At 67.9% G+C, this 20,849-nt stretch carries 19 protein-coding genes and 2 riboswitches; of the genes, 8 read left to right on the forward strand and 11 right to left on the reverse strand.

What is annotated here, in order from left to right; genetic code table 11:
* Positions 1 to 44 precede the first annotated feature (44 nt).
* Positions 45 to 1,418 (reverse strand): FAD-binding oxidoreductase, encoded by a 1,374-nt coding sequence (locus tag AC1DZV_RS03315; RefSeq protein WP_476950573.1) that lies wholly within the window; start codon positions 1,416 to 1,418, stop codon positions 45 to 47.
* Between the two features lie 269 nt (positions 1,419 to 1,687).
* On the opposite strand from AC1DZV_RS03315, the gene AC1DZV_RS03320 reads away from it, so the two are divergent.
* From AC1DZV_RS03320 to AC1DZV_RS03335, 4 genes are all read left to right on the forward strand, one after another.
* Complete coding sequence (locus AC1DZV_RS03320) at positions 1,688 to 2,452, forward strand: alpha/beta hydrolase (RefSeq protein ID WP_043437079.1); 765 nt, start codon at positions 1,688 to 1,690, stop codon at positions 2,450 to 2,452.
* A complete protein-coding gene (locus AC1DZV_RS03325) occupies positions 2,452 to 3,264 on the forward strand; it encodes a DUF1295 domain-containing protein (protein WP_476950574.1) in 813 nt (270 codons plus the stop codon). Before AC1DZV_RS03320 ends, AC1DZV_RS03325 begins: the two co-directional genes overlap by 1 nt.
* Positions 3,265 to 3,310: 46 nt before the next feature.
* Positions 3,311 to 4,168 (forward strand): lysophospholipid acyltransferase family protein, encoded by an 858-nt coding sequence (locus tag AC1DZV_RS03330; protein ID WP_476952975.1) that lies wholly within the window; start codon positions 3,311 to 3,313, stop codon positions 4,166 to 4,168.
* A 70-nt stretch (positions 4,169 to 4,238) separates the two neighbouring features.
* Positions 4,239 to 5,678: a short-chain fatty acid transporter gene (locus tag AC1DZV_RS03335; RefSeq protein WP_476952958.1), complete on the forward strand. Its 1,440-nt coding sequence runs from the start codon at positions 4,239 to 4,241 to the stop codon at positions 5,676 to 5,678.
* Positions 5,679 to 5,777: 99 nt separating this feature from the next.
* Here the strand turns inward: AC1DZV_RS03335 and AC1DZV_RS03340 are convergent, their stop codons facing one another.
* The 3 genes from AC1DZV_RS03340 to AC1DZV_RS03350 form a co-directional block, all read right to left on the reverse strand.
* Positions 5,778 to 6,785 carry a GNAT family N-acetyltransferase gene (locus AC1DZV_RS03340; RefSeq protein ID WP_476952959.1) on the reverse strand — a complete coding sequence of 336 codons (1,008 nt, stop codon included), beginning with the start codon at positions 6,783 to 6,785 and terminating at the stop codon, positions 5,778 to 5,780.
* A 2-nt stretch (positions 6,786 to 6,787) separates the two neighbouring features.
* A complete protein-coding gene (locus AC1DZV_RS03345) occupies positions 6,788 to 8,173 on the reverse strand; it encodes a glycine--tRNA ligase (RefSeq protein ID WP_028278290.1) in 1,386 nt (461 codons plus the stop codon).
* Between the two features lie 164 nt (positions 8,174 to 8,337).
* Positions 8,338 to 9,303 (reverse strand): DMT family transporter, encoded by a 966-nt coding sequence (locus AC1DZV_RS03350; protein WP_476950577.1) that lies wholly within the window; start codon positions 9,301 to 9,303, stop codon positions 8,338 to 8,340.
* 33 nt (positions 9,304 to 9,336) lie between these two features.
* On the opposite strand from AC1DZV_RS03350, the gene AC1DZV_RS03355 reads away from it, so the two are divergent.
* On the forward strand, positions 9,337 to 9,573 hold the full coding sequence (locus AC1DZV_RS03355; RefSeq protein WP_018774572.1) for an RNA-binding S4 domain-containing protein: 237 nt from the start codon (positions 9,337 to 9,339) through the stop codon (positions 9,571 to 9,573).
* Positions 9,574 to 9,618: 45 nt separating this feature from the next.
* Here the strand turns inward: AC1DZV_RS03355 and AC1DZV_RS03360 are convergent, their stop codons facing one another.
* Positions 9,619 to 10,275, reverse strand: a complete 657-nt coding sequence (locus tag AC1DZV_RS03360) for an alpha/beta hydrolase (protein WP_028278292.1) — start codon at positions 10,273 to 10,275, stop codon at positions 9,619 to 9,621.
* 111 nt (positions 10,276 to 10,386) lie between these two features.
* Between AC1DZV_RS03360 and AC1DZV_RS03365 the strand changes: the two genes are divergently transcribed.
* Positions 10,387 to 11,259 (forward strand): SGNH/GDSL hydrolase family protein, encoded by an 873-nt coding sequence (locus AC1DZV_RS03365; RefSeq protein WP_043437127.1) that lies wholly within the window; start codon positions 10,387 to 10,389, stop codon positions 11,257 to 11,259.
* Between the two features lie 113 nt (positions 11,260 to 11,372).
* A complete protein-coding gene (locus tag AC1DZV_RS03370; protein WP_476952976.1) occupies positions 11,373 to 11,984 on the forward strand; it encodes a hypothetical protein in 612 nt (203 codons plus the stop codon).
* On the opposite strand, the gene AC1DZV_RS03375 is transcribed toward AC1DZV_RS03370, so the two are convergent.
* The 3 genes from AC1DZV_RS03375 to mmsB all read right to left on the reverse strand — a co-directional run bounded on the left by AC1DZV_RS03375 (position 11,981) and on the right by mmsB (position 15,120).
* A complete protein-coding gene (locus tag AC1DZV_RS03375) occupies positions 11,981 to 12,547 on the reverse strand; it encodes an isochorismatase family protein (RefSeq protein ID WP_476950578.1) in 567 nt (188 codons plus the stop codon). The two genes, AC1DZV_RS03370 and AC1DZV_RS03375, sit on opposite strands and share 4 nt — an antisense overlap.
* Before the next feature lie 132 nt (positions 12,548 to 12,679).
* Positions 12,680 to 14,164, reverse strand: coding sequence for a CoA-acylating methylmalonate-semialdehyde dehydrogenase (locus AC1DZV_RS03380; RefSeq protein ID WP_476950579.1), 1,485 nt, complete (start codon positions 14,162 to 14,164; stop codon positions 12,680 to 12,682).
* Positions 14,165 to 14,217: 53 nt separating this feature from the next.
* A complete protein-coding gene (gene mmsB / locus AC1DZV_RS03385) occupies positions 14,218 to 15,120 on the reverse strand; it encodes a 3-hydroxyisobutyrate dehydrogenase (protein WP_476952960.1) in 903 nt (300 codons plus the stop codon).
* Between the two features lie 208 nt (positions 15,121 to 15,328).
* Here mmsB and AC1DZV_RS03390 point away from each other — a divergent pair, with 208 nt between their 5' ends.
* A complete protein-coding gene (locus AC1DZV_RS03390) occupies positions 15,329 to 16,228 on the forward strand; it encodes a LysR family transcriptional regulator (protein ID WP_459385970.1) in 900 nt (299 codons plus the stop codon).
* Positions 16,229 to 16,335: 107 nt separating this feature from the next.
* On the opposite strand, the gene AC1DZV_RS03395 is transcribed toward AC1DZV_RS03390, so the two are convergent.
* The 3 genes from AC1DZV_RS03395 to AC1DZV_RS03405 form a co-directional block, all read right to left on the reverse strand.
* Complete coding sequence (locus AC1DZV_RS03395; protein ID WP_028278299.1) at positions 16,336 to 17,715, reverse strand: MFS transporter; 1,380 nt, start codon at positions 17,713 to 17,715, stop codon at positions 16,336 to 16,338.
* A 166-nt stretch (positions 17,716 to 17,881) separates the two neighbouring features.
* Complete coding sequence (metX, locus tag AC1DZV_RS03400) at positions 17,882 to 19,021, reverse strand: homoserine O-acetyltransferase MetX (RefSeq protein WP_476950581.1); 1,140 nt, start codon at positions 19,019 to 19,021, stop codon at positions 17,882 to 17,884.
* An 11-nt stretch (positions 19,022 to 19,032) separates the two neighbouring features.
* Positions 19,033 to 19,148, reverse strand: a riboswitch (SAM riboswitch).
* Between the two features lie 183 nt (positions 19,149 to 19,331).
* Complete coding sequence (locus AC1DZV_RS03405; RefSeq protein WP_476950582.1) at positions 19,332 to 20,648, reverse strand: bifunctional o-acetylhomoserine/o-acetylserine sulfhydrylase; 1,317 nt, start codon at positions 20,646 to 20,648, stop codon at positions 19,332 to 19,334.
* A gap of 61 nt (positions 20,649 to 20,709) precedes the next feature.
* A riboswitch (SAM riboswitch) is annotated at positions 20,710 to 20,825 on the reverse strand.
* Positions 20,826 to 20,849 lie beyond the last annotated feature (24 nt).

Here is a 20,849-nt window from a genome sequence, read left to right on the forward strand (position 1 = left end):
CTTTACGGCGTGGGCGGTTCCGCTCCGGACCGATGACGCCGCGCTTACGCCGGCGCGATGTTCTGGTTGACGTGGAAGAGGTTCTGCGGATCGTATTTGGCCTTGACCTCCCTCAGCCGCTTGTAGTTCTCCCCGTAGTTCTCCGCAACCCTGGGCAGATCATCGCCGTCCATGAAGTTGATGTAGCCGCCGGGGGCCGAATAGGGCCGCAGGGCGGCCGCGTAGTCCCGCACCCACGCGATGTTTGCCTCGTTTTCCGCGGGGTCCATCCACTGCGCCGCGATCACGGGCGAAAACTTCACGTTCCGGTTGGCGAACGCCGTGTCCGTCACGCCCACCCGCTGGACCGCACCATCGATGGGGTAGAGGTGTACCGCGGTCTGCACGCTGGGGACCTTGCTGCCGTGTTCGATGTGCGCCGCGATGGCACCGTCGTTCAGTTCCGCCAGAAAATCCGCTTTCCAGTAGGCCTGCATGCCAGGGGGCTGCAGCGGGTCGAAAGCCGAGTTCAAGGCGGGGTACGGCATTGGTCCCACCATGGATCCCGCAGCCGGCGCGGCGTCCAGGAACGGCTGCCAGCGTGCCGGACCTTCCGCCGGATCACCGGTCCACATGCCGACGATGACGCACACCGGTTTGCCATGCCATTCCTCGGGCAGGAACGGAACAGGAGGACCCTGGTGGAAGCCCAGGAACGCGCCAAACTCTTCAGGGGCGGTGGCCATGTGGTCCCGGTAAAACCTCGCCACCGTCTCGGCATGCTCGATGGGATAAATGATGATGCCGGCGTGGACCATGTCCACGGGGTGCATCCGGTACTCGAACGACGTCACGACGCCGAAGTTCCCGCCGCCGCCGCGCAAGGCCCAGAACAGGTCCTCGTTCTCGCTTTCGCTGGCGGTAAGGAATTTTCCCTCGGCCGTGACGACGTCGGCAGAGAGCAGGTTGTCGCAGCTGAGTCCATACTTGCGGCTCAGGTATCCAATGCCGCCGCCGAGGGTCAGCCCGGCGATGCCGGTCGAGCCGACAATGCCGCCGGGAGTTGCCAGCCCGAAGGCATGGGTCGCGTGGTTGAAGTCGGCCCACGTCGCWCCCGGCTCCGCGCGCGCCGTCGCGGCTGCCGGATTAACCCGGACGCCGGTCATGTTGGAGAAATCGATGACCAGGGCGTCATCCCACGTGCCAAAGCCCGGGGCACTGTGTCCTCCACCGCGGACCGCCAGGTCCAGGGAATTGTCCCGGGCGAAGTTGACGCAGGAGATGACATCGGCCACCTGGGATACCTGGGCCACCGCTGCCGGCCTCTTATCGATCATGCCGTTGAAGACTGCCCGTGCCGCGTCGTAGCCGGCGTCGCCGGGCGTGATGATCTGCCCGCGGACTTGCCCGCGCAGGCTGTCGAACTGTGTTCCGTTCATTATGTATACCGTCGATTTCGTCGTGAGATTCGACCGGACGGTTCTCTGCGCTCCCAGCCGGCGTGGCGTCCGGAGGTTTACCTGCTCATGCCTACTCTTCCCGCATTTCCCCGTCAAGGGCGCCAGCAAATGCACGCGTGCCGGCCGCACCCATCACCGGGGGCGCCGGCTCCGAATCCACACTAGGGACCACCGGCCTTGACGGGAGGGGGCCGCAACCTATGGTTGGTAATTGACGGACGAAGGACCGGAAGGACACATACGTGGCAATGCGCAAACTCGACGACCGCGAGCCGGAGGCGGGCCGTTCCGGGCCCGTCGCCAAAGCCGTGCTGACCATCGCCGAAGCCGCCGGGGAGGCCCGCGGAGTCGTGCTGATCCTGCACGGCGGGCGGGCCGACAGTTTTGACGCAGTCCGCGGCCGGCACCTGAGTCCGGCCCGGATGGTGCCCTTCGCCCGGGCGCTGCACAGGCAGGGCGGCCCGCACGGGCTGGCAGTGTGGACCCTGCGCAACCGCTACCGCGGCTGGAACGGGGAGGACATGTCCCCCGTTCACGATGCCCGCTGGGCGCTCGCCCGGATCAGCCAGGAACATCCCGGCGTGCCGGTGTACCTGCTGGGCCACTCCATGGGCGGTCTCACGGCGCTGTGCGTGGCCGACGACGCGCAGGTCGAGGCCGTCGTCGCGCTCGCCCCGTGGCTGAACCACAAGACCTCGGTCCAGCCTGTCGCGGGCCGCCGCGTCCTGATCGTCCACGGGACCGACGACCGCTGGACCAGCCCGGCGAACTCACTGGACTATGCCCGGCGCGCCGAGGGCGTCGCCGCGTCCGTTGACTACGTCTCGCTCAAGGAGGCCGGCCATTTCATGATCCGCCGGCTGCCACTGTGGAACGTGCTGGCGAACGGCTTCGTCCTGGACGCCTTCAGCGAGGCAACGGGGGCCGATGTTTCCGGCGCCAGGGATGCATTGCGCAGCGCCCTCGGCGGCGCCCCGCCGGCGGCCGGAACGCGTATGCCGGTGGTGTTGTGATGCCGCCGTTCCCGCTCGATGCCTTCCTTGCCAGCCTGCCCTGGGTCATCGCGGGACTCGTGGTGCTGCTCGCAGTGACTTTCGCGGTTGCCGTGCGGCAGAACCGGCACTCCGTCATCGACACCGTCTGGGGTCTGGGCTTCGTGGTGGTGGCCGGCATCTCGTGGGTGCTTTCCGCCGGATACGGCGACGCCGGCAGGCGGCTGCTCCTGCTTGCCCTGGTCGCGGTGTGGGGCATCCGCCTCGCCGTCCACATCGGGGCACGCGCACGCGGCGGCCACGAGGACCCGCGCTACATGGACATGCTCGCCGGAGCGCCCGGATCACGCAATGTCTATGCCCTGCGGCGGGTCTACTTGCCCCAGGGGCTGGTGATGTTCTTCGTCTCGCTCACCATCCAGGTCGGCATGTTCGCCACGGGAAGCCTGGGCTGGCTGGCGTTCGCCGGCGTCCTGCTCTGGATCCTTGGCTTCGTGTTCGAGACGGTCGGCGACTGGCAGCTGACGCAGTTCAAGGCCGATCCCGCCAGGCGCGGCACCGTCCTCAACACCGGACTGTGGCGCTACACCCGCCACCCCAACTATTTCGGCGACGCCGCCGTCTGGGCAGGGCTGTTCCTGGTGGCGGCCGATTCCTGGCCGGGTGTCCTGACCGTCCTCTCCCCCGCCCTGATGATCTGGACGCTCGCCGGCAAGACCGGGAAGCCGCTGACGGAAAAGGCAATGTCCGCGCGTCCCGGGTACAAGGAATACATCGACTCCACCTCCGGCTTCCTGCCCTGGCCGCCCCGGCGGCGGGTGGGCGGACACTGACGTGCGCGGCCCGGCAGGTGCCCGGCACGGGCTGGGCTGGCGGCCCGTGAAGTGGCGGCCGGAGCCCAGCGACCGGTTCTACCGATTCATTGTCCGCACCGGGCTGGCGCTGCGCTGGCTCTTCCGCATCCGCGTCCTCGTCACGGGGCGGGAGCACCTGCCCCAGCCCGGGCCTCCCAATGCCTCAACCCGCGGCGCATCAACCCGCCTCCCATCCCGCCCGGTGGTGCCCGGCCAGGGCGCCGTGGTCGCGATCACGCACTTCGGCTACCTCGACTTTGCCTTTGCCGAGATGCTGCTGTGGTGGCACAACCGGGCCCAGCTGCGTTTCCTCATCACGCAGGGCGCCGCCGACCACTGGTTTGCCGGCCCCGCGGTCAGCGCCGCCGGGCATGTGGTGGTCGGGTACGGATCGGGAGCACACGCCTACGACGCCGCCGTCGCCCGCCTGAGGGAGGGCGAATACGTCGCCGTCCTGCCAGAGGCCGGCGTGAGCCGCAGCTTCACGGTGCGCGAATGCAAGACCGGTGCGGTGCGGATGGCCGCCGAGGCCGGCGTGCCGATCATCCCGGTCTCCATCTGGGGCGCCCACCGGCTGATGACCCGCCACCATGCCTTCTCGCCGCGGSGCGCCKGGCGCGCCCCGGTCCGCATCCACGTCGGCGAGCCGATCCTTCCGGGCTCGCTCCCGGACCCGGCCGACGACGCCCGGGCCGCGACGGCGCGCCTGGCCAAGACCCTGCAGGACGGGATCGACGCCGGAATTGCCGATTTCCCCCTGCGACCGGCCCCCGGGGCCTGGTGGATGCCGGCCGGTCTTGGCGGCGGCGCCCCGACCGAGGAGGAAAGACGCCGGCTCGACGAGGCCGACGGCCCCCGGCGCGCAGGTGCCAAGCGCCGATAAGCCCTACTTCCGCCATCGTCTTGACTAAACTCCATGGGGTACAAAAAGCACTCAATGGAGAGGGACACCTGTGGCAAGCACAGTCGTGACCAAGAGCGGAACCGAAGAACGCGGTCTCGCACGGATAGCCCAACGGATGGCGGCGTGGACGGAGCGGTGGTTCCCGGACGCCTACATCTTCGCCCTCGCCGGCGTCGTCATCATCGCGGTGGCCGCATTCGCCATCGGCGCCACGCCCCAGGCAATCGCCGACTCGTTCGGCAACGGCTTCTGGGACCTGACGGCCTTTACCCTGCAGATGGCCATGGTGGTCCTCACCGGCTACGTCGTGGCCACCTCCCCGCCCGTGGCGAGACTGATCAACAGGCTGGCGCTCGTGCCGTCAACGGCGCGGACCGCGGTGAGCTTCGTGGCCGTGCTCGCCATGTCCGTGTCCTTCCTCAACTGGGGGCTCAGCCTGATCTTCGGCGGGCTGCTGGCCCGCGCGATTGCCCGCCGGAAGGACCTGACGGTGGATTACCGTGCCCTGGGTGCGGCGGCGTTCATGGGCCTCGGCGCCGTCTGGGCTCTGGGGCTGTCCTCCTCTGCCGCGCAGGTGCAGGCCACGGCCGCGTCGCTGCCGCCGGCGCTGCTGAAGATCACGGGCATCCTGGACTTCGGCACCACGATCTTTACCTGGCAGTCACTGCTGACGCTGGCCATCCTGATGGCCCTGACCACCGTGATTGCGCACTTCTCCGCGCCCCAGGGCGGCTCGATCCGCACCGCAGAGGACCTGGGCGTGGACCTGGACGACGAGCCGGCCGAGTCCGCGCCGCGTTCCCGGCCGGGCGAATGGCTCGAATACAGCCGGGTCCTGCCGATCCTGGCGGGCGTCCTCACGCTCGGCTGGCTCGTCTCGCAGTTCCTCACCAAGCCGTTCCTCAGCGTGGTCAGCAGCCTCAACGGCTACCTGCTCGTGTTCCTCATCCTGGGCCTGGTCCTGCACGGGACGCCGCGGAACTTCCTGCAGGCCGTGACGAAGGCCGTCCCGGCCACCGCGGGCATCCTCGTGCAGTTCCCGCTGTACGCGGCGATGGCGGCCATCCTGACCAAGGCCACGGGAACCGGCGGCATGAGCCTCTCCACGCACCTCGCGGCGTTCTTCTCGGACATCGGCAGCGGCGGCGGCTTCGCCGTCGTCATTGCCCTATACACGGCTGTACTGGGCATCCTGGTCCCCTCCGGGGGCGGAAAATGGCTGGTAGAGGCGCCCTACGTGATGCAGTCGGCCACCGACGTGCAGATGAACCTCGGCTGGACCGTGCAGATCTACAACATCGCCGAGGCGCTGCCGAACCTGGTCAACCCGTTCTTCATGCTGCCGCTGCTCGCGGTGCTGAGGCTGCGCGCCCGGGACCTGGTGGGCTTCACCTTCCTGCAGTTCGTCTTCCACCTGCCGGTGGTCCTGCTGCTCGTCTGGCTGCTGGGCATGACCTTCGACTTCGTGCCGCCGGTGATGCCCAAATAACTGCGCCGCACAATAACTGTGTTTAACGCAGACTGACCCGCAGCCGGGGCCGTTATCAAGCTTCATACGGCTACAGCTGCGGGTCAGTCTGGTTAAGACCTAGGCCGGGTCGGAGACGACGAGCGTTTCCGAGCCCTGGACATGGGCCTTGCCGCTCTCGAGCAGCGGTTCGACGACGGTGCGCAGGGCGGTCATGGCGTCGTCCAGTTCGAGCATCACCGGGTGCTGGTAAGCGATCAGGGCCAAAAGGTCCCGAACGGCGGCCTTGGCCTCGTCCGCGCCAAGCTTGGGCTCGTGCCCGAGGAACACCTCAGTAGGCTCAGTGGTCGAGGCCGCACCGGCATCGGCGCCGCCGTCGGCCCCCGGAATTCCCTGGGCGTAGCTGATGGCGAACCCCTCCAGCCGGCCCTTGCGGCTGGCCGCGATGCCGTGCCCGAAGGCGCTGGCCTTGGGCGCCCGCAGCACGATCGCTCCGTGGGCGCCGCTGAGGTCATCGAGGAACAGGCGCTGCACCGCGGCGACGCTCAGCTCCCCCGGGCTGTCCCAGCCGTGCACGGCCGTGTAGTAGCGTCCCACGACGTCGCTGAGCTCCACCGAACCCGTGGCCAGGTCCTCGACCTGGTCGGTGGCCGCGGACTCCGAACCGTCGCCGAACACCGGCAGCTTGAGCGGAGCCGGGTCAACGACGACGAGGCGGGAACGCTGGATCGGGGCCAGGCCCGCGGCCTCGGCAAACGCCGCACCGGGGGTGCCCGGCTCCACTTTGCAGCGCAGTCTGGACACGCCCGACGGCGCCTGGGCGGCCTCGTGCCGCAGCATGGTCAGCAGCGTGGACCCCAGGCCGGCGCGGCGGTGGTCCCGGGCGACCTCGACATACGCCCAGAGCCGTTCGGGGTGCAGCGAGGCCTCGTGGACCACGGCGGCCGCCACCGGAATGGCGACACCGTCCACAACGTCCTCGGCCACGATGCAGCGGCGCCACGGGGAATTGCCCGAGGGCGACAGCGTCCCGCGGAACTGTCCGGCCTGGACGGTCTCAGGGCCGCCCCAGATTTCCAGCAGCGCGAGGTCGTCGCCTTCCCGCCATTCCCGGTATGCGATCGCCATGATCAGGCGCCGATCAGCCGTGCGGCCAGGTAACCCTCCACCTTGTCCAGGGAGACGCGTTCCTGGCTCATGGTGTCGCGTTCGCGGATGGTGACGGCCTGGTCCTCGAGCGTGTCGAAGTCCACGGTGATGCAGAACGGGGTGCCGATCTCGTCCTGGCGGCGGTAGCGGCGGCCGATGGCGCCGGCGTCGTCGAACTCGATGTTCCAGCTTTTGCGCAGCTGCGCTGCGAGGTCCTTGGCCTTCGGGGACAGGTCCTCGTTGCGGCTCAGCGGCAGCACGGCCGCCTTCACCGGCGCCAGGCGCGGATCGAGCTTGAGCACGGTGCGGATGTCCACCCCGCCCTTGGCGTTGGGGGCCTCGTCCTCGGTGTAGGCATCGATCATGAAGGCCATGAACGAACGGGTCAGGCCGGCCGCGGGCTCGATCACATACGGGGTGTAGCGTTCGTTGGTGGCCTGGTTGAAGTAGCTCAGGTCCGCGCCGGAGGCCTTGGCGTGGGTGGAAAGGTCAAAGTCGGTGCGGTTGGCGATGCCCTCGAGCTCGCCCCACTCCGAGCCCTGGAATCCGAAACGGTATTCGATGTCCGTGGTGCCCTTGGAGTAGTGGCTGAGCTTGTCCAGCGGGTGCTCGAAGAAGCGCAGGTTCTCTTCGCGGATGCCCAGGCCCGTGTACCAGGACATGCGTTCCTTCATCCAGTACTCGTGCCACTGCTCGTCGGTGCCGGGCTCGACGAAGAATTCCATCTCCATCTGCTCGAACTCGCGGGTGCGGAAGATGAAGTTGCCGGGCGTGATCTCGTTGCGGAAGGACTTGCCGATCTGGCCGATGCCGAAGGGCGGCTTCTTCCGCGAGGTGGTCAGGACGTTGGAAAAGTTCACGAAGATGCCCTGGGCCGTTTCGGGCCGCAGGTAGTGCAGGCCTTCTTCGCTGGCGACGGGGCCAAGGTAGGTCTTGAGCAGCCCGGAGAATTCATGGGGTTCGGTCCACTGGCCGCGGGTGCCGCAGTTGGCGCAGGCGATGTCCTTGAGGCCGTTCTCGGCGGGACGGCCCTTCTTCTCCTCGTACTCTTCCTCGAGGTGGTCCGCGCGGTAGCGCTTGTGGCAGGACAGGCACTCCACCAGCGGGTCGGAGAACACATCGACGTGGCCGGAGGCCTCCCACACCTGACGGGGCAGGATAACGGAGGAATCCAGGCCTACGACGTCGTCGCGGCCGCGGACCACGGACTGCCACCACTGGCGCTTGATGTTTTCCTTGAGCTCGGCGCCGAGCGGGCCGTAGTCCCAGGCAGAACGGGAGCCACCATAGATTTCACCGGCCTGGAAAACGAATCCCCGGCGCTTGGCGAGGGAAATGATCTGGTCGAGGACGGATTTTGCTGCCATGGGAACTCCAATTTTCTACAGGGCCGCTGGGTGCGGTCCGTGGTGTTGGCCCCGGGACGCCGGCTGGTTGCCGGCCGGGACGATACGAACAAAGCGATACGAACAATGCAATAGGAACAATGCAATACGAACAGTGCGATGCAAACTCCAAGCCTACCGGCCCGCTACCGCTTCAGCGCGCCCTTGGGCCAGGGCAGGGTGGCCAGGACGATGGCGCCGAGCGTCAGGATGGTGCCGAGGACCGTGGGGAGGGCGATCACCGTTCCGGGCACCGGCAATATGAGGTCCAGTCCGAGGGACCCCAGCAGCTGGCCGGCGATCATCCCGAGGCCGGTGACCAGCACGCCCAGGCTGCGGACCAGGAGGGCGCCGATGCCGATGAAGATGCAGCCGAGCGGGCCGCCAAGGTAGTACCACCACTGCGCCGGGAGGGGGTTGCCGGCCCCGGCCACGGCGAGTTTAATCAGCCACGCCACCCACAGCAGGACCGCTCCGGCGATGAAGTTCACGAGTGTCGCGGCGATGGGGGTGCCGTAGTGCACGGTGGCTGTGCCGTTCATGGCCTGCTGGAAACTCATCAGGAACCCGGCCAGGAGCGGAAGCATCACGGGAACCAGCAACTGCAGCCCGGATTCCCCGGCGCTGAATCTGGGCGACACCGCCCAGGCGACGGCGGCGACGGTGAGCACACTGCCGAGCACCCGGATGCCGGTAATGGGCCTCTTCCCCGCCGGTCCGATCCCCATCCGGTCCACCAGCAGGCCGCTGAGGGTCTGTCCCGTCACGGCGGCCACCGTGAAGAGGGCGACGCCGAGCAGTCCCACGGTGAAGGACTGGGCGAAGACGAAGAGGGCGCCGATGCAGCCGGCCAGGACGTAGTACGGCGGAAACTGCCGTTCGCGCACGGCGGGCAGGATCCGCGCCAGCCCTGCCCGGCCCCGGGGCAAGGCCAGGGAAATGACCGTCATGACCAGCAGTCCGGTGCTGAAGCTGACGACGGCGGCACCGATTCCGTCCTCCAGCGCCACCCCGAGGGCGCCGTTGATCCGGCCCTGGATCGGGATGAACAGTCCCGTCGCGACGGCCATGGGCAGGCCGACGATCAGCGGAAGACGGCGGTGATGGGTCATAGGTGCCACCTTAGGTCAGGCATTATTGCTTGTATGAGCAATCCGGAATTCGAAGACATCACTATCCGCGACAGCATGATCCGGCTGGGCCAGCTGCTGAAGCTTGCGAATCTGGTCGAGGACGGCGTGGAGGCCGCGGAACTGATCAAGAACGGGCTGGTGAAGGTCAACGGCGAAATCGACGAGCGCCGCGGCCGCCAGCTGCACGACGGCGACACCGTCACCGTGAACGGCCGGACCGTGCGGATCAGCGCGCCCCCGGCCGCCTAGCCGCCCGCCCGGCGCCGCTTCCCGGCGCACACTTCCCCGGCGCGCCTACTTCTTGGCGTTGAGCACCACGTGCGTGAGGAACTCCGAGACGTGGCCGATCTCCTGCTGGTTGATGCCGTGCCACATGCCCGTGTAGAGGACCTTGGTGAGCTTCACGTGCTTGCGCACCCAGCCGACGGTGTAGTCGATCTTGTCCTCGGTGATCACGGGGTCCTGCTGGTCCCGCCCCCAGAACAGCGGCACAGTGCCGTCCAGTTCGCCGTCGCGGAAGCTGGGGTCATCGCCGGCGTCGACGACAAAACCTGACAGCCCGACGACGGCGGCAAAGTCCGCCGGCCGCTGCCGCAGCAACGTGGTGGCCATCGCCATGCCCATCGAGAACCCCAACAGCGTCACCGACGGGTGGTTGGCTTTGACGCCGTCGAGCCAGTCCTGAACGTAGCCTGCGGCGACCTTGACGGCGTCGAGCGAGTAGTCAATGGACCCTGTCAGCGGGAACCAGGTGAAGCCCGGCCCCATGGCGATCGGGGCGCGCAACGAGGCCACCGCAAATTCCTGCGGCAGCATCCCGGCGAGGCTGAGCAGATCCTGTTCGTTGGCGCCGTAGCCGTGCAACAGGACAAGAAGCGGCTTGCCGGCCCGTTCCTGCTCCGGCTGGGACCATTGGACGACAGGGGCGGGGAAGGCGTCAGCGTGAGTCATGGAACTATTCTTACAGTTACCCGGCGGTAACAAATTACGGGGGCGCAGCTAATACGGTGGCGCAGCTAAACGGGAACAGTGCAGGATAAGGGGGTGAGCAATACCTATCCCATGGAAAATTCACCGGACACCCCAGCCGAGACCACCGTTGACACCGTCACCCACCCGTGGACCCGCTATGTGGCGATGGGCGACTCATTCACGGAGGGCATCGGCGATCCGGAACCGGCCAGTCCGGGCGGCCATCGGGGCTGGGCGGACCGCGTGGCCGAGGAACTCAGCCGTGGGCACAACGACTTCGCCTACGCGAACCTGGCCGTCCGCGGCCGGCTCCTGCAGCAGATCGTGGACCAGCAAATGGCTCACTGCCTGTCCCTCAAACCGGACCTCATCACGCTCTCCGCGGGCGGAAATGACCTCATCCGCCCGGGCGGCGATCCGGACGTGCTGGCCGAAAAGCTGGATTCCGTGGTGCAGATCCTGAGCCTGGGCGGCGCCACCGTTGTCCTGTTCAACGGCCCGGATACCGGCTCCACGGTGCTGGGCCGGATCCGCAGCAAGGTGGCCATTTACAACGAGAACCTGCGCACGATCGCCGCGCGCCACGACGCCGTGATCGCGGACATGTGGTCGCTGCGCCAGCTCAATGACCCGCAGATGTGGAATGTCGACCGGCTGCATTTCTCACCGCTGGGCCACCACACCATCGCGGCCATGGTGCTGGACTCGCTGAACGTCGAGCACACGCTCCAGCCCCTCTCCCCCAAACCGCTGCCACAGCGCAGTTGGCGCGAGGCGCGCAGCGGGGACCTGGTGTGGGCCAGGGAGTACTTCGTCCCCTGGGTGGTCCGCCGGCTGCGGCACCGCTCCTCCGGCGACGGCATGACGGCCAAGCGGCCGCTGGCCGGACCGGTGTTCGGTCCCGGCGTTCCGCTTGGTTCCGGCGAAGGCCCGCCCGGCGCCGAGGACGCGGTGCGGTCCTGAGGCTTCGGGCCTGAGCCTGCGGGGCATAAGCTGGAGGAACACTTCTCCGGCCCTACAGATGAGCCCGCAGATGAGAAGGCCCAGCAGCTGAAAGGCCCAGTACCGTGAGCAGTATGTTCTTCTGGATCATCGTGTTGTCCTTCCTGGTTCCCGTGGCGATGCGCCTCTACCGCAGGTCTGCCCGCGGCCGGAACCAGGGCACGCCGGGACAGTTCGGCCGGTTCCCGGGCAGCCAGAACAACCCCGGCCAGGGCAACCACCCGCGTGATGGCTACACCCAGCAGGACTACTTCGGCGGCTTTGGCCAGCTGGGCGCCCCGAAGCAGTCGGGTCCGGCCAACGAGCCGTATCCCAACCCGCAATACCCCAGCGCGGAGTACCCGAACGCGCAGAACCCCCGTCCCCGGTTTCCGGACCAGCCGTTCCCGAACCAGCCGTACCCCGGCCAGCAGTACCCGAACCCGGTCGGCTACCAGTCCCCCGTCCCGTACGAGGACAGCCCCGAGTACCTGAACAACCCGCCGCAACCGCAGCGGCCGCAGGCATCGCAAACTCCCCCGGCGCCGGGCGCGGGACAGGCGCAGGCGCCGCAGTCTCCGCCGCCGCCGTCGGCCGGGCAGGGCTACCGGGCCCGCAAGCTGGCCGAGCTCGACCAGCAGTACACCGACGGCAAGCTGTCCATGGAGGACTACATGGCCCAGCGCGCGGAAATCATGAAGGGCTAGGACCCTGCCGGGCCGGCGAACACGACGTCGGCCGCGTTGACCGTTCCCGCCGTCCGCCCCGGCGCCTTGTGGTACTGCCAGTACAGATTGGTGTGCGCGACCACCAGAGCCGGCGGCGGGGCGCCGTACTCGGTCAGGTCCTCGGTGGTGTGGGCGTCGGCGACCAGCGTGACGTCGTAGCCGCGGGTGATCGCGCCGTGCAGGGTCGAGCGGATGCACTCGTCGGTCTGCGCACCGGCCAGGAAGAAGCGCCCGATGCCGCGCCCGGCCAGCACGGATTCCAGGTCGGTGGCCTCGAAGGCGTCGCTGTACTCCTTGGCCACGAGCGGCTCCGAACTGCGGCGCGCGAGCTCCGGCACGTACTGCCAGCCGTCGCTGCCGCGCGGGAGTTCCTCACCGCTGTGCTGCACCCAGACGACGTCCACCCCGGCGTCGCGGGCCTTGTCCACGAGCGCGGCGATTGTCGCGACGACGTCGTCGCGGCGGTAGGCCTCCGCGACCACACCGACCTGCATATCGACGACGAGCAATGCCGTGTTGGGACGGTTGACGAGCGTGGTCATGGTGCCTCCCGGATCCTGGCTGTCCCTGCGTGCTTACTCTAATCCCGGACCCCGAAAGCAACGAGGGGTCACTTGCGGCCCATAATCCAGTGCCGGATAGGTGACCCCGCGTCGCTTTTACGGGCAGAAGCGTCAGTCGACCTGGGGGAAGCCGAGGTCGATCACCGAGGTGGCCGGGTCCGGCCAGCGGGTGGTGACCACCTTGCCGCGGGTGTAGAAGCGGATGCTTTCCGGGCCGTACATGTGGGTGTCGCCGAACAGCGAATTCTTCCAGCCGCCGAAGGAGAAGGTGCCCACCGGCACCGGGATGGGCACGTTGACGCCCACCATGCCGGCCTCGACGTCGAACTCGAACTGGCGGGCGGCGCCGCCGTCGCGGGTGAAGATGGCCACGCCGTTGCCGAACTCGTTGTCGTTGACCAGCTTCACGGCGTCGGCGTAGGTCTCGACGCGGACCACGGAGAGGACGGGCCCGAAGATCTCGTCGTCGTAGACCTTCATTCCGGGCTTGACGTGGTCGATCAGGCTGACGCCGATGAAGAAGCCGTTGGAGTCGAATTCGTGTTCGCGGCCGTCCACCACCACGGTGGCGCCCTCGTTGGCCGCTCCGGCAACGTAGGAGGCCACTTTGTCGCGGTGCTCGGCCGTGATGAGCGGACCCATCTGGGAGGCCGGGTCCGTGCCCGGCCCGATCGTGAGGGCTGCCATGCGGGTGGTGATCGCCTCCACGAGGTCGTCGGCGATGCTGCCGACCGCGACGAGGACGCTGACTGCCATGCAGCGCTCCCCGGCGGAGCCGTAGGCGGCCGAGACGGCGGCGTCCGCGGCCATGTTGAGGTCCGCGTCCGGCAGGACCACCATGTGGTTCTTCGCGCCGCCCAGGGCCTGGACGCGCTTGCCGTGATCAGCGGCGCGCTTGTAGATGGACTGCGCGATCGGCGTCGAGCCGACAAAGCTGATGGCCTTGACCGTCGGGTGTTCCAGCAGGACATCCACGGCTTCCTTGTCCCCGTGGACCACGTTGAGCACCCCTGCCGGCAGCCCGGCCTCAGCGAAGACCTGGGCGATGAAGATGGCGGAGGACGGGTCCTTCTCGCTCGGCTTGAGCAGCACGGTGTTTCCGCAGGCCAGGGCGCTGCCGATCATCCACAGCGGCACCATGGCGGGGAAGTTGAATGGCGTGATGCAGGCGACGACGCCGACCGGCTGGCGGACCGAGTGGACATCGACGCCGCCGGAGACCTGCTCCGAGCGTTCGCCTTTGAGCATGTGGGAGAGCCCGGTGGCGAATTCGATGTTCTCCAGGCCGCGGGTGATTTCACCTTCCGCGTCCGAGAGGACCTTGCCGTGCTCGCTGGTGAGCAGGGCCGCGAGTTCGGGCCGGCGCTGCATGAGCAGTTCACGGACCTTGAAAAAGATGGCTGTGCGCCTGGCCAGGCTCGTGGCGCGCCAGCCGGGCAGGGCGGCGCGGGCGGCCTCGATGGCCTCCTCGACGCGGGCGGCGGAGGCCAGGGCGACCTCTTTCTCCTGCTCGCCGGTGGCCGGGTTGAACACGGGGCCGAAGCGCTCGGCGTCGGCAATCAGGGCGCCGTTGATGAAGTGCGGGATGCGTTCCATGGGTGGGTCTCTTTCGTGAAGGGCAGGGCCGTGAGGGGCAGGGCCGTTAAGGGCTAGTTGGCGGACTCGAGGGTGCCGTCGACGAGCTTGACGATCATCGAGCAGTCCTGGCCGGACTGGCCGGAGTCGATGAGCCGCTGGAAGAGCTGCTGGACGTGCTCGCCGAGTTCCAGCGGGGTGCCGGTGTCCCGCGCGGCGCTGATGGCCAGGCCGATGTCCTTGTTGGCCAGTTCGGTGGTGAATGTCGGAGCGAAGTCGTTGTTGGACGCGGCGGTCGGCACGACGCCGGCCACGGGGTACCACGTGCGCAGCGCCCAGCTGTCGCCGGAGGAGACCGACGCGATGTCCCAGAAAACCTGCTTGTCCAGGCCGAGCCGATCGGCCAGGACCGCGCCCTCGGCGGTGGAGGCGAGGTTGATGAAGAGCATGAGGTTGTTGCAGATCTTCGCGGCCTGGCCGGTAGTGGCGCCGCCGGTGGGGATGATGTTCGCGGCCATGGGGCGGATGTATTCGGTGGCGTCGGCGACGGCGCCGGCCTCGCCGCCGATCATGAACGTCAGCGTGGCGGCCTTCGCGCCGCTCATGCCGCCGGAGACGGGTGCGTCAACGAAGCGGAAGCCGGCGGCAGCGGCGGCGTCGTGCAGGGCCTGCGCGGAGGCGATGTCAATGGTGGAGGAATCCACCAGGAGGGTCCGGGTGTCCGCGTGGGCAAGGACGCCGTCCTGGCCGAGGTACACGGCGCGGGCGTGCTCACCTTTGGGGAGCATGGTGAAGACGACGTCGGCGCCGGCGACGGCCTCGGCGATGCTGCCGGCGGCCTTGACTCCCCCGGCCTCGGCGACGGCAACGGCTGCGCTGTTGAGGTCGAAGCCACGGACTTCGTGTCCGGCGTTCGAGAGGTTGACGGACATGGATCCGCCCATGTTTCCAAGTCCGATCCAGGCGATGACTGCCATGGCTTAAGCTCCTTTGCTTGATGTGCTGCCGGGCGCATCGACGCGCTCCGGCGTGAAAGCCGAAACTCCGGCGCCCCGGTGTCCACCATCACACCCTGTTAGAGTGCAATCAAGGTAAAAAATCACAGATGCCATGTGCACAGATGCACAGATACACAATGATGGCCCTGACTCCGCCACACTCGCTGCAAAGGGGACAAGAGTGGACTTGCGCCGGCTTCCGAGCCCCGACGACCTGCTGATCCTGCTGACCGTGGCACGCCTGGGCCGGTTCAACGCCGTGGCCGAGACGCTCGGCACGACCCACACCACCATTTCCCGCCGCGTCCTGGCTCTCGACAAACAGCTCGGCGGCCGGACGCTCGAACGCAGCCCGCACGGCTGGGAGCTGACCGAACTCGGCAGCCAGGCGGTCGCGGCGGCGGAAGCCATCGAGGGCACTCTCGGTGCCCTCTCCAGCAGCATTGCCCGCTCCGGCGACGTGGTCTCCGGCCTGGTCCGGATCAGCACCCCGGACGGCTTCGGCGCCGAATTCCTGGCCCCGGCCCTCGTCCGGCTGCAGCGGGCGAATCCGCTGCTCAACGTCGAACTGCTCAGCGCCACCCGCAAGGTGAGCCAAAACCGCTCCGGCGTGGACCTGGAAGTGGTGGTGGGCAACATGGACACCACCACCGCCCGCGCGATCTTCCTGAGCAACTATTTCCTCAGGCTGTACGCCAGTCCCGGCTATGCGCAGGAGCACGGGCTTCCGGCAACGCTCGACGACGTCCGGCAGCACGGCTTTGTCTCCTACGTGGAATCGGCGCTCCAGGTCGCGGAGCTGGGCCACCGTTCAACGCAACTGCCGGTGCCGCGGTCCAGCTTCCAGGCCACAAGCGTCTTCGCCCAGCTGGAGGCCGTCCGGCGGGGCGCCGGGATAGGCCTGCTCCCCAATTTCCTCGTGGCGGGCCGGCCGGAATTCCTGCCAGTGCTGCCGGACGACTTCCAGCGCCAGCTGCCCATCTGGGCTGTGGCCCGGCCCGAGGCGCTGCGTTCGGCCCCGGTCCGTGCCGTGCTGGAGGCGATCCGGACCGAGATTGCCGACCGCCAGGCGGTCCTGGCAGGCTGAGCGGTCCTGGCGGGCCGAGCCAGCCTGCGGGGCCGATCCTGCTTCCAACCGGCAACAGCCCGGGCCCCGCAGTGCGGGACCCGGGCTGTTGCCGTGCTAATTCGTTGTTACTTCTTGCTGGCGGCGAGGAGGTCAGCGGTGCCCTGGGCGTCGGCGGCGTCGACGTCGCGGAGCGAGATGCCGCGGGTTTCCTTCAGGAAGAACACCGCAACCAAGGTGACCACACAGGCGCCGAGGAGGTAGATGGCGACCGGGACCGAGGACTTGTACTGGCCCAGGAGCGCGACGGCGATGATCGGAGCCAGCGAACCGGCCACAATCGAGGTGACCTGGTAGCCCAGCGAGACGCCGGAGTAGCGCATCCGGGTCGGGAACATTTCGGCCATGAGCGCCGGCTGGCCGGCGTACATCAGGGAGTGGAACAGCAGGCCGATGGTGATCGCAGCGAGGATGACGAGGTCGTTCTTGGTGTCCATCATCGGGAACGCGAAGAATCCCCACGTTCCGCCAAGAATGGCGCCGGCCATGTAGACCGGCTTGCGGCCGACGTTGTCCGAGAGCCTGCCGACCATCGGGATCACGGCGAAGTGGACGATGTGCGCCACAAGCAGCAGCAGCAGGATCCGCGAGGTGTCCGTCTGGACGATGACCTTCAGGTAAGTGATCGAGAAGGTGACCACAAGGTAGTAGAGGATGTTCTCGGCGAATCGCAGACCCATGGCGGTGAAGACGCCTCGCGGGTAGCGGCGGAAGACCTCGGCCACGCCGTAGCCCTTGTGGCCGGCCTCGACCTCCTTGCGGGCCTCCAGGAAGATGGGGGCGTCCTGGACTTTGGTGCGGATGTAGTAGCCGACCAGCACGATCACGGCGGAGAGCCAGAAGGCTACGCGCCAGCCCCAGCTGAGGAAGTCGGCGGAGGACAACGTGGCGGAGAGGGTGAACAGGACAGCTGTGGCCAGGAGGTTGCCCATCGGAACCGCCGACTGCGGCCAGCTTGCCCAGAAACCGCGGGACTTGCTCGGGCTGTGTTCGGCGACGAGAAGGACTGCGCCGCCCCATTCACCGCCAACGGCGAAGCCCTGGGCGAAGCGCAGGAAGACCAGCAGGGCCGGGGCCCAGTAGCCGATCTGCGCGAAGGTGGGCAGGCAGCCCATGGCGAAGGTGGCAACGCCGACAAGGATGATGCTCAGCTGGAGCAACTGCTTGCGGCCGAACTTGTCGCCGAAGTGGCCGAAGACGATGCCGCCGATCGGGCGGGCAATGAAGCCGACCGCGTAGGTGAGGAAAGCGGCGAGGATGCCGTCCAGTTCCGAACCGGTGTTCGGGAAAAACAGCTTGCCGAATACAAGGGTGGCGGCGGAGGCGTAGAGGAAAAACTCGTACCACTCAACCACGGTGCCGGCCATGGAGGCCGCCACCACCTTCTTCAGGCCGGACGTTTTGACGTCGGTTTCTTCAGCGCGCCTTGCGGCGTTTTCCGTACTCATCGTGACTCCTTCGGCGTCTCCATCGACACCCTGTGGACCATTGGACTGAGGACGCTTGTGATCTAGGGCACAGGGCGTCATTCCCCATGAGTATGGACGCTCCGGCCCTGAGCCTCAACGGCCATTAGTGCAGAGCGCATCTGCAAAAATGCACAAGCGGGCCGGCCTAGTGGCTGAAGAAGGTCTCCCGGAGCTGCCCGCTGAGCTGGCCGATTTCGGTCAGGAAGCCGTCGTGGCCGATCGGCGCTTGAATGATGTGCAGTTCCGGGCCGCCCGGCAGGGCCTCTGCCAGTTGACGGGACTGGGCCGGGAAATACAGGCGGTCCGAGTCCACGGCCGCCACCAGGAACTCCGCGGTGGCCGGGGCCAGTGCCTCCCCGAGACCTCCGCGCCCCCGGCACACATCGTGGCTCATGAGGGCTTCGGTGATCGCGATGTAGCTGTTCGCGTCGAAACGCCGGGCCAGTTTGCTGCCCTGGTGGTCCAGGTAGCTTTCCACCTGATAGCGCCCGCGTCCGGCCAGCGATCCGGCCTCCAGGGGCGTCTCGGACTCCTGGGCGTTGCGGCCAAACCGGCCGTCCAGTTCGGCCGCTGAGCGGTAGGTAATGTGCGCGATGCGGCGGGCGAGGGCGAGCCCCGCCTCGGGTTCCGGGCCGCCGTAGTAGTCCCCGCCCCTGAAGTGGGGGTCCTGGCGGATGGCCAGCGTCTGTGCCTGCGCGAAGGCAATCTGTTCGGCGGTGCTGCTGGCGCCGACGGAAATCACGGCGCAGCGCCGGACCCGGCCGGGAAACGTGACGGCCCATTCAAGGGCCCGCGCGCCGCCGAGCGAGCCGCCCAGCACCGCGTACCAGCTGCCGATGCCCAGGGCATCGGCCAGCCGCGCCTCGGCAGCGGCGGTGTCCCGCAGGGTGACCAGCGGGAACCGCGATCCCCAGGGGCGCCCGTCCGGGGCCGGGGTGGAAGGCCCGGTGGATCCGTAGCAGCCGCCCAGGATGTTGATCGAAACGACGAAATACTTGTCCGTGTCCACGGGAGCCCCGGGTCCGGCGAGCTGTTCCCACCAGCCGGGCTCCCCGCTCTCGCCGCGGGTCACGTGCGTGTCGCCGGTCAGGGCGTGTTCAATGAGCACGGCGTTGGAGGCATCCGCGTTCAGGGTCCCCCACGTCTCGTAGGCGAGCACCACATCCGGCAACGGAGTCCCGGATTCGAGCTGCAGATCACCGATCCTGACGAACTGGACAGTCCCGTCAGGGGTCCGGGATGGTTTGGTTTCGGGAACACCCGTGCGGGTGACGGCAATCGTCATGTGAGGACCTATCTTCGCGCTTGCCCGCCGTCAGCTGACCGGCAGGCCAGGTCTTCACCCGGGGCACCCCGCCGCAAAAGGAGGGTTGCCGGCCAGCAAGCCGGGGCTGTCGCTGGCACTCATGACCTGGTACGAGTCTACGAAACAGGGTGCGGAAATCACGAAGATTATGACTTCCATGTGACAGCCGGGCCCGTCAGCACCGCAGTTTCCCCACCTTTGACAGCCGTGACCGGCGGGTCGCGCCGAAGTGCCGGCGATTCCCGGCGTCATGCCCGCAAAGGTGGGGAAATTCCGCGTGGGCTTCGGCCTAGGCGGACTTGGCCGCGCGGAATCCGGCGTCGAGGTCCGCCAAGATGTCGTCAATGTGCTCCAGTCCCACCGAAAGCCGCACCAGCCCGGGATTCACCCCGGCGATCACCTGCTGTTCAGGCGAGAGCTGGCTGTGGGTGGTCGACGCCGGATGGATCACCAGCGACCGGACATCGCCGATGTTCGCGACGTGGGAGTGCAGTTCGAGGGCATCGACGAACCGCTTGCCGGCCTCCGCTCCCCCGGCGATGTTGAACGCCACGACGGCGCCGGTCCCCTTGGGCCCGTACTTGCGGCCGCGCTCGTACCAGGGGCTGGACGGCAGCCCGGCGTAGGCGACCGATTCGACGTCGTCCCGCCCCTCCAGCCATTGCGCCACCTTCGTGGCGTTGGCCACGTGGCGCTCGACGCGCAGGCTCAGCGTTTCGATGCCCTGGGCGATGAGGAAGGCGTTGAACGGGGACACCGCGGAGCCGAGGTCGCGCAGGAGCTGGACCCGGGCCTTGAGGATGTAGGAGAGGTTCGCGCCCAGCGCGCCGTCGGCTCCGAGGTCGCGGGCGTAGACCAGGCCGTTGTAGGTGGGGTCCGGGGTGTTGAAGCCGGGGAACCGCTCCGGGTCCTTCCCGAAGTCGAAGTTGCCGGAGTCCACGATCACGCCGGCGATTGCGGCGCCGTGCCCGCCGAGGTACTTGGTGGCGGAATGGACCACGATGTCCGCGCCCCACTCGATCGGCCGGATCAGGTAGGGGGTGGAGAGCGTGTTGTCGACCACCAGCGGGACGCCGGCCTCGTGCGCCACGCGGGAGACGCCCTCGATGTCCAGGACGTCCTGGCGGGGGTTGGAGACCACTTCGCCGAAGAACAGCTTGGTGTTGGGCTGGACGGCGTCCCGCCACTGGTCCAGGTTATCCGGGTCCGCCACGAAGGTCACGGAGATGCCGAACTTCTTCAGCGTGTGCGCGAGCAGGTTGTAGGTTCCGCCATAGAGGCTGGGGCTGGCCACCACATGGTCCCCGGCCTCGGCGATATTGAGGATGGCGAACGTCTCGGCGGCCTGGCCGGAGCTGAGCAGCAGCGCCGCGAGGCCGCCTTCCAGGCTGGCGACGCGCTGTTCGACGGCGTCCTGGGTTGGGTTGCCGATCCGGGTGTAGATGGGCGCGAGCTCGGCGAGCGCGAAGCGGTTCGCGGCGCTTTCGGCGCTGGGGAACACGAACGACGTCGTCTGGTAGATGGGCAGGGAACGCGCGCCGGTGGCGCTGTCCGGCTCCTGGCCGGCGTGGATCTGGCGGGTTTCAAAGGACCAGGCGTTGGACATTGGTGCTCCTCGAGTCACTGGGCACAGCACCGGCCGGGGCTTTCGGCCCGAACCGGAACAGGCGCCGCGCTTGCCCTCCGGCGGGCGCCGGACGGCCAGGTCTTCACCCGGGGCACCCCACCGCGATACGAGGGTTGCCGGCCAGCAAGCCGGGGCTGTGCGCTGGCACTCATGACCTGGCTTCAGTGTAGGAATGGCGGC

The organism is Arthrobacter sp. P1_D12, assembly GCF_056406175.1.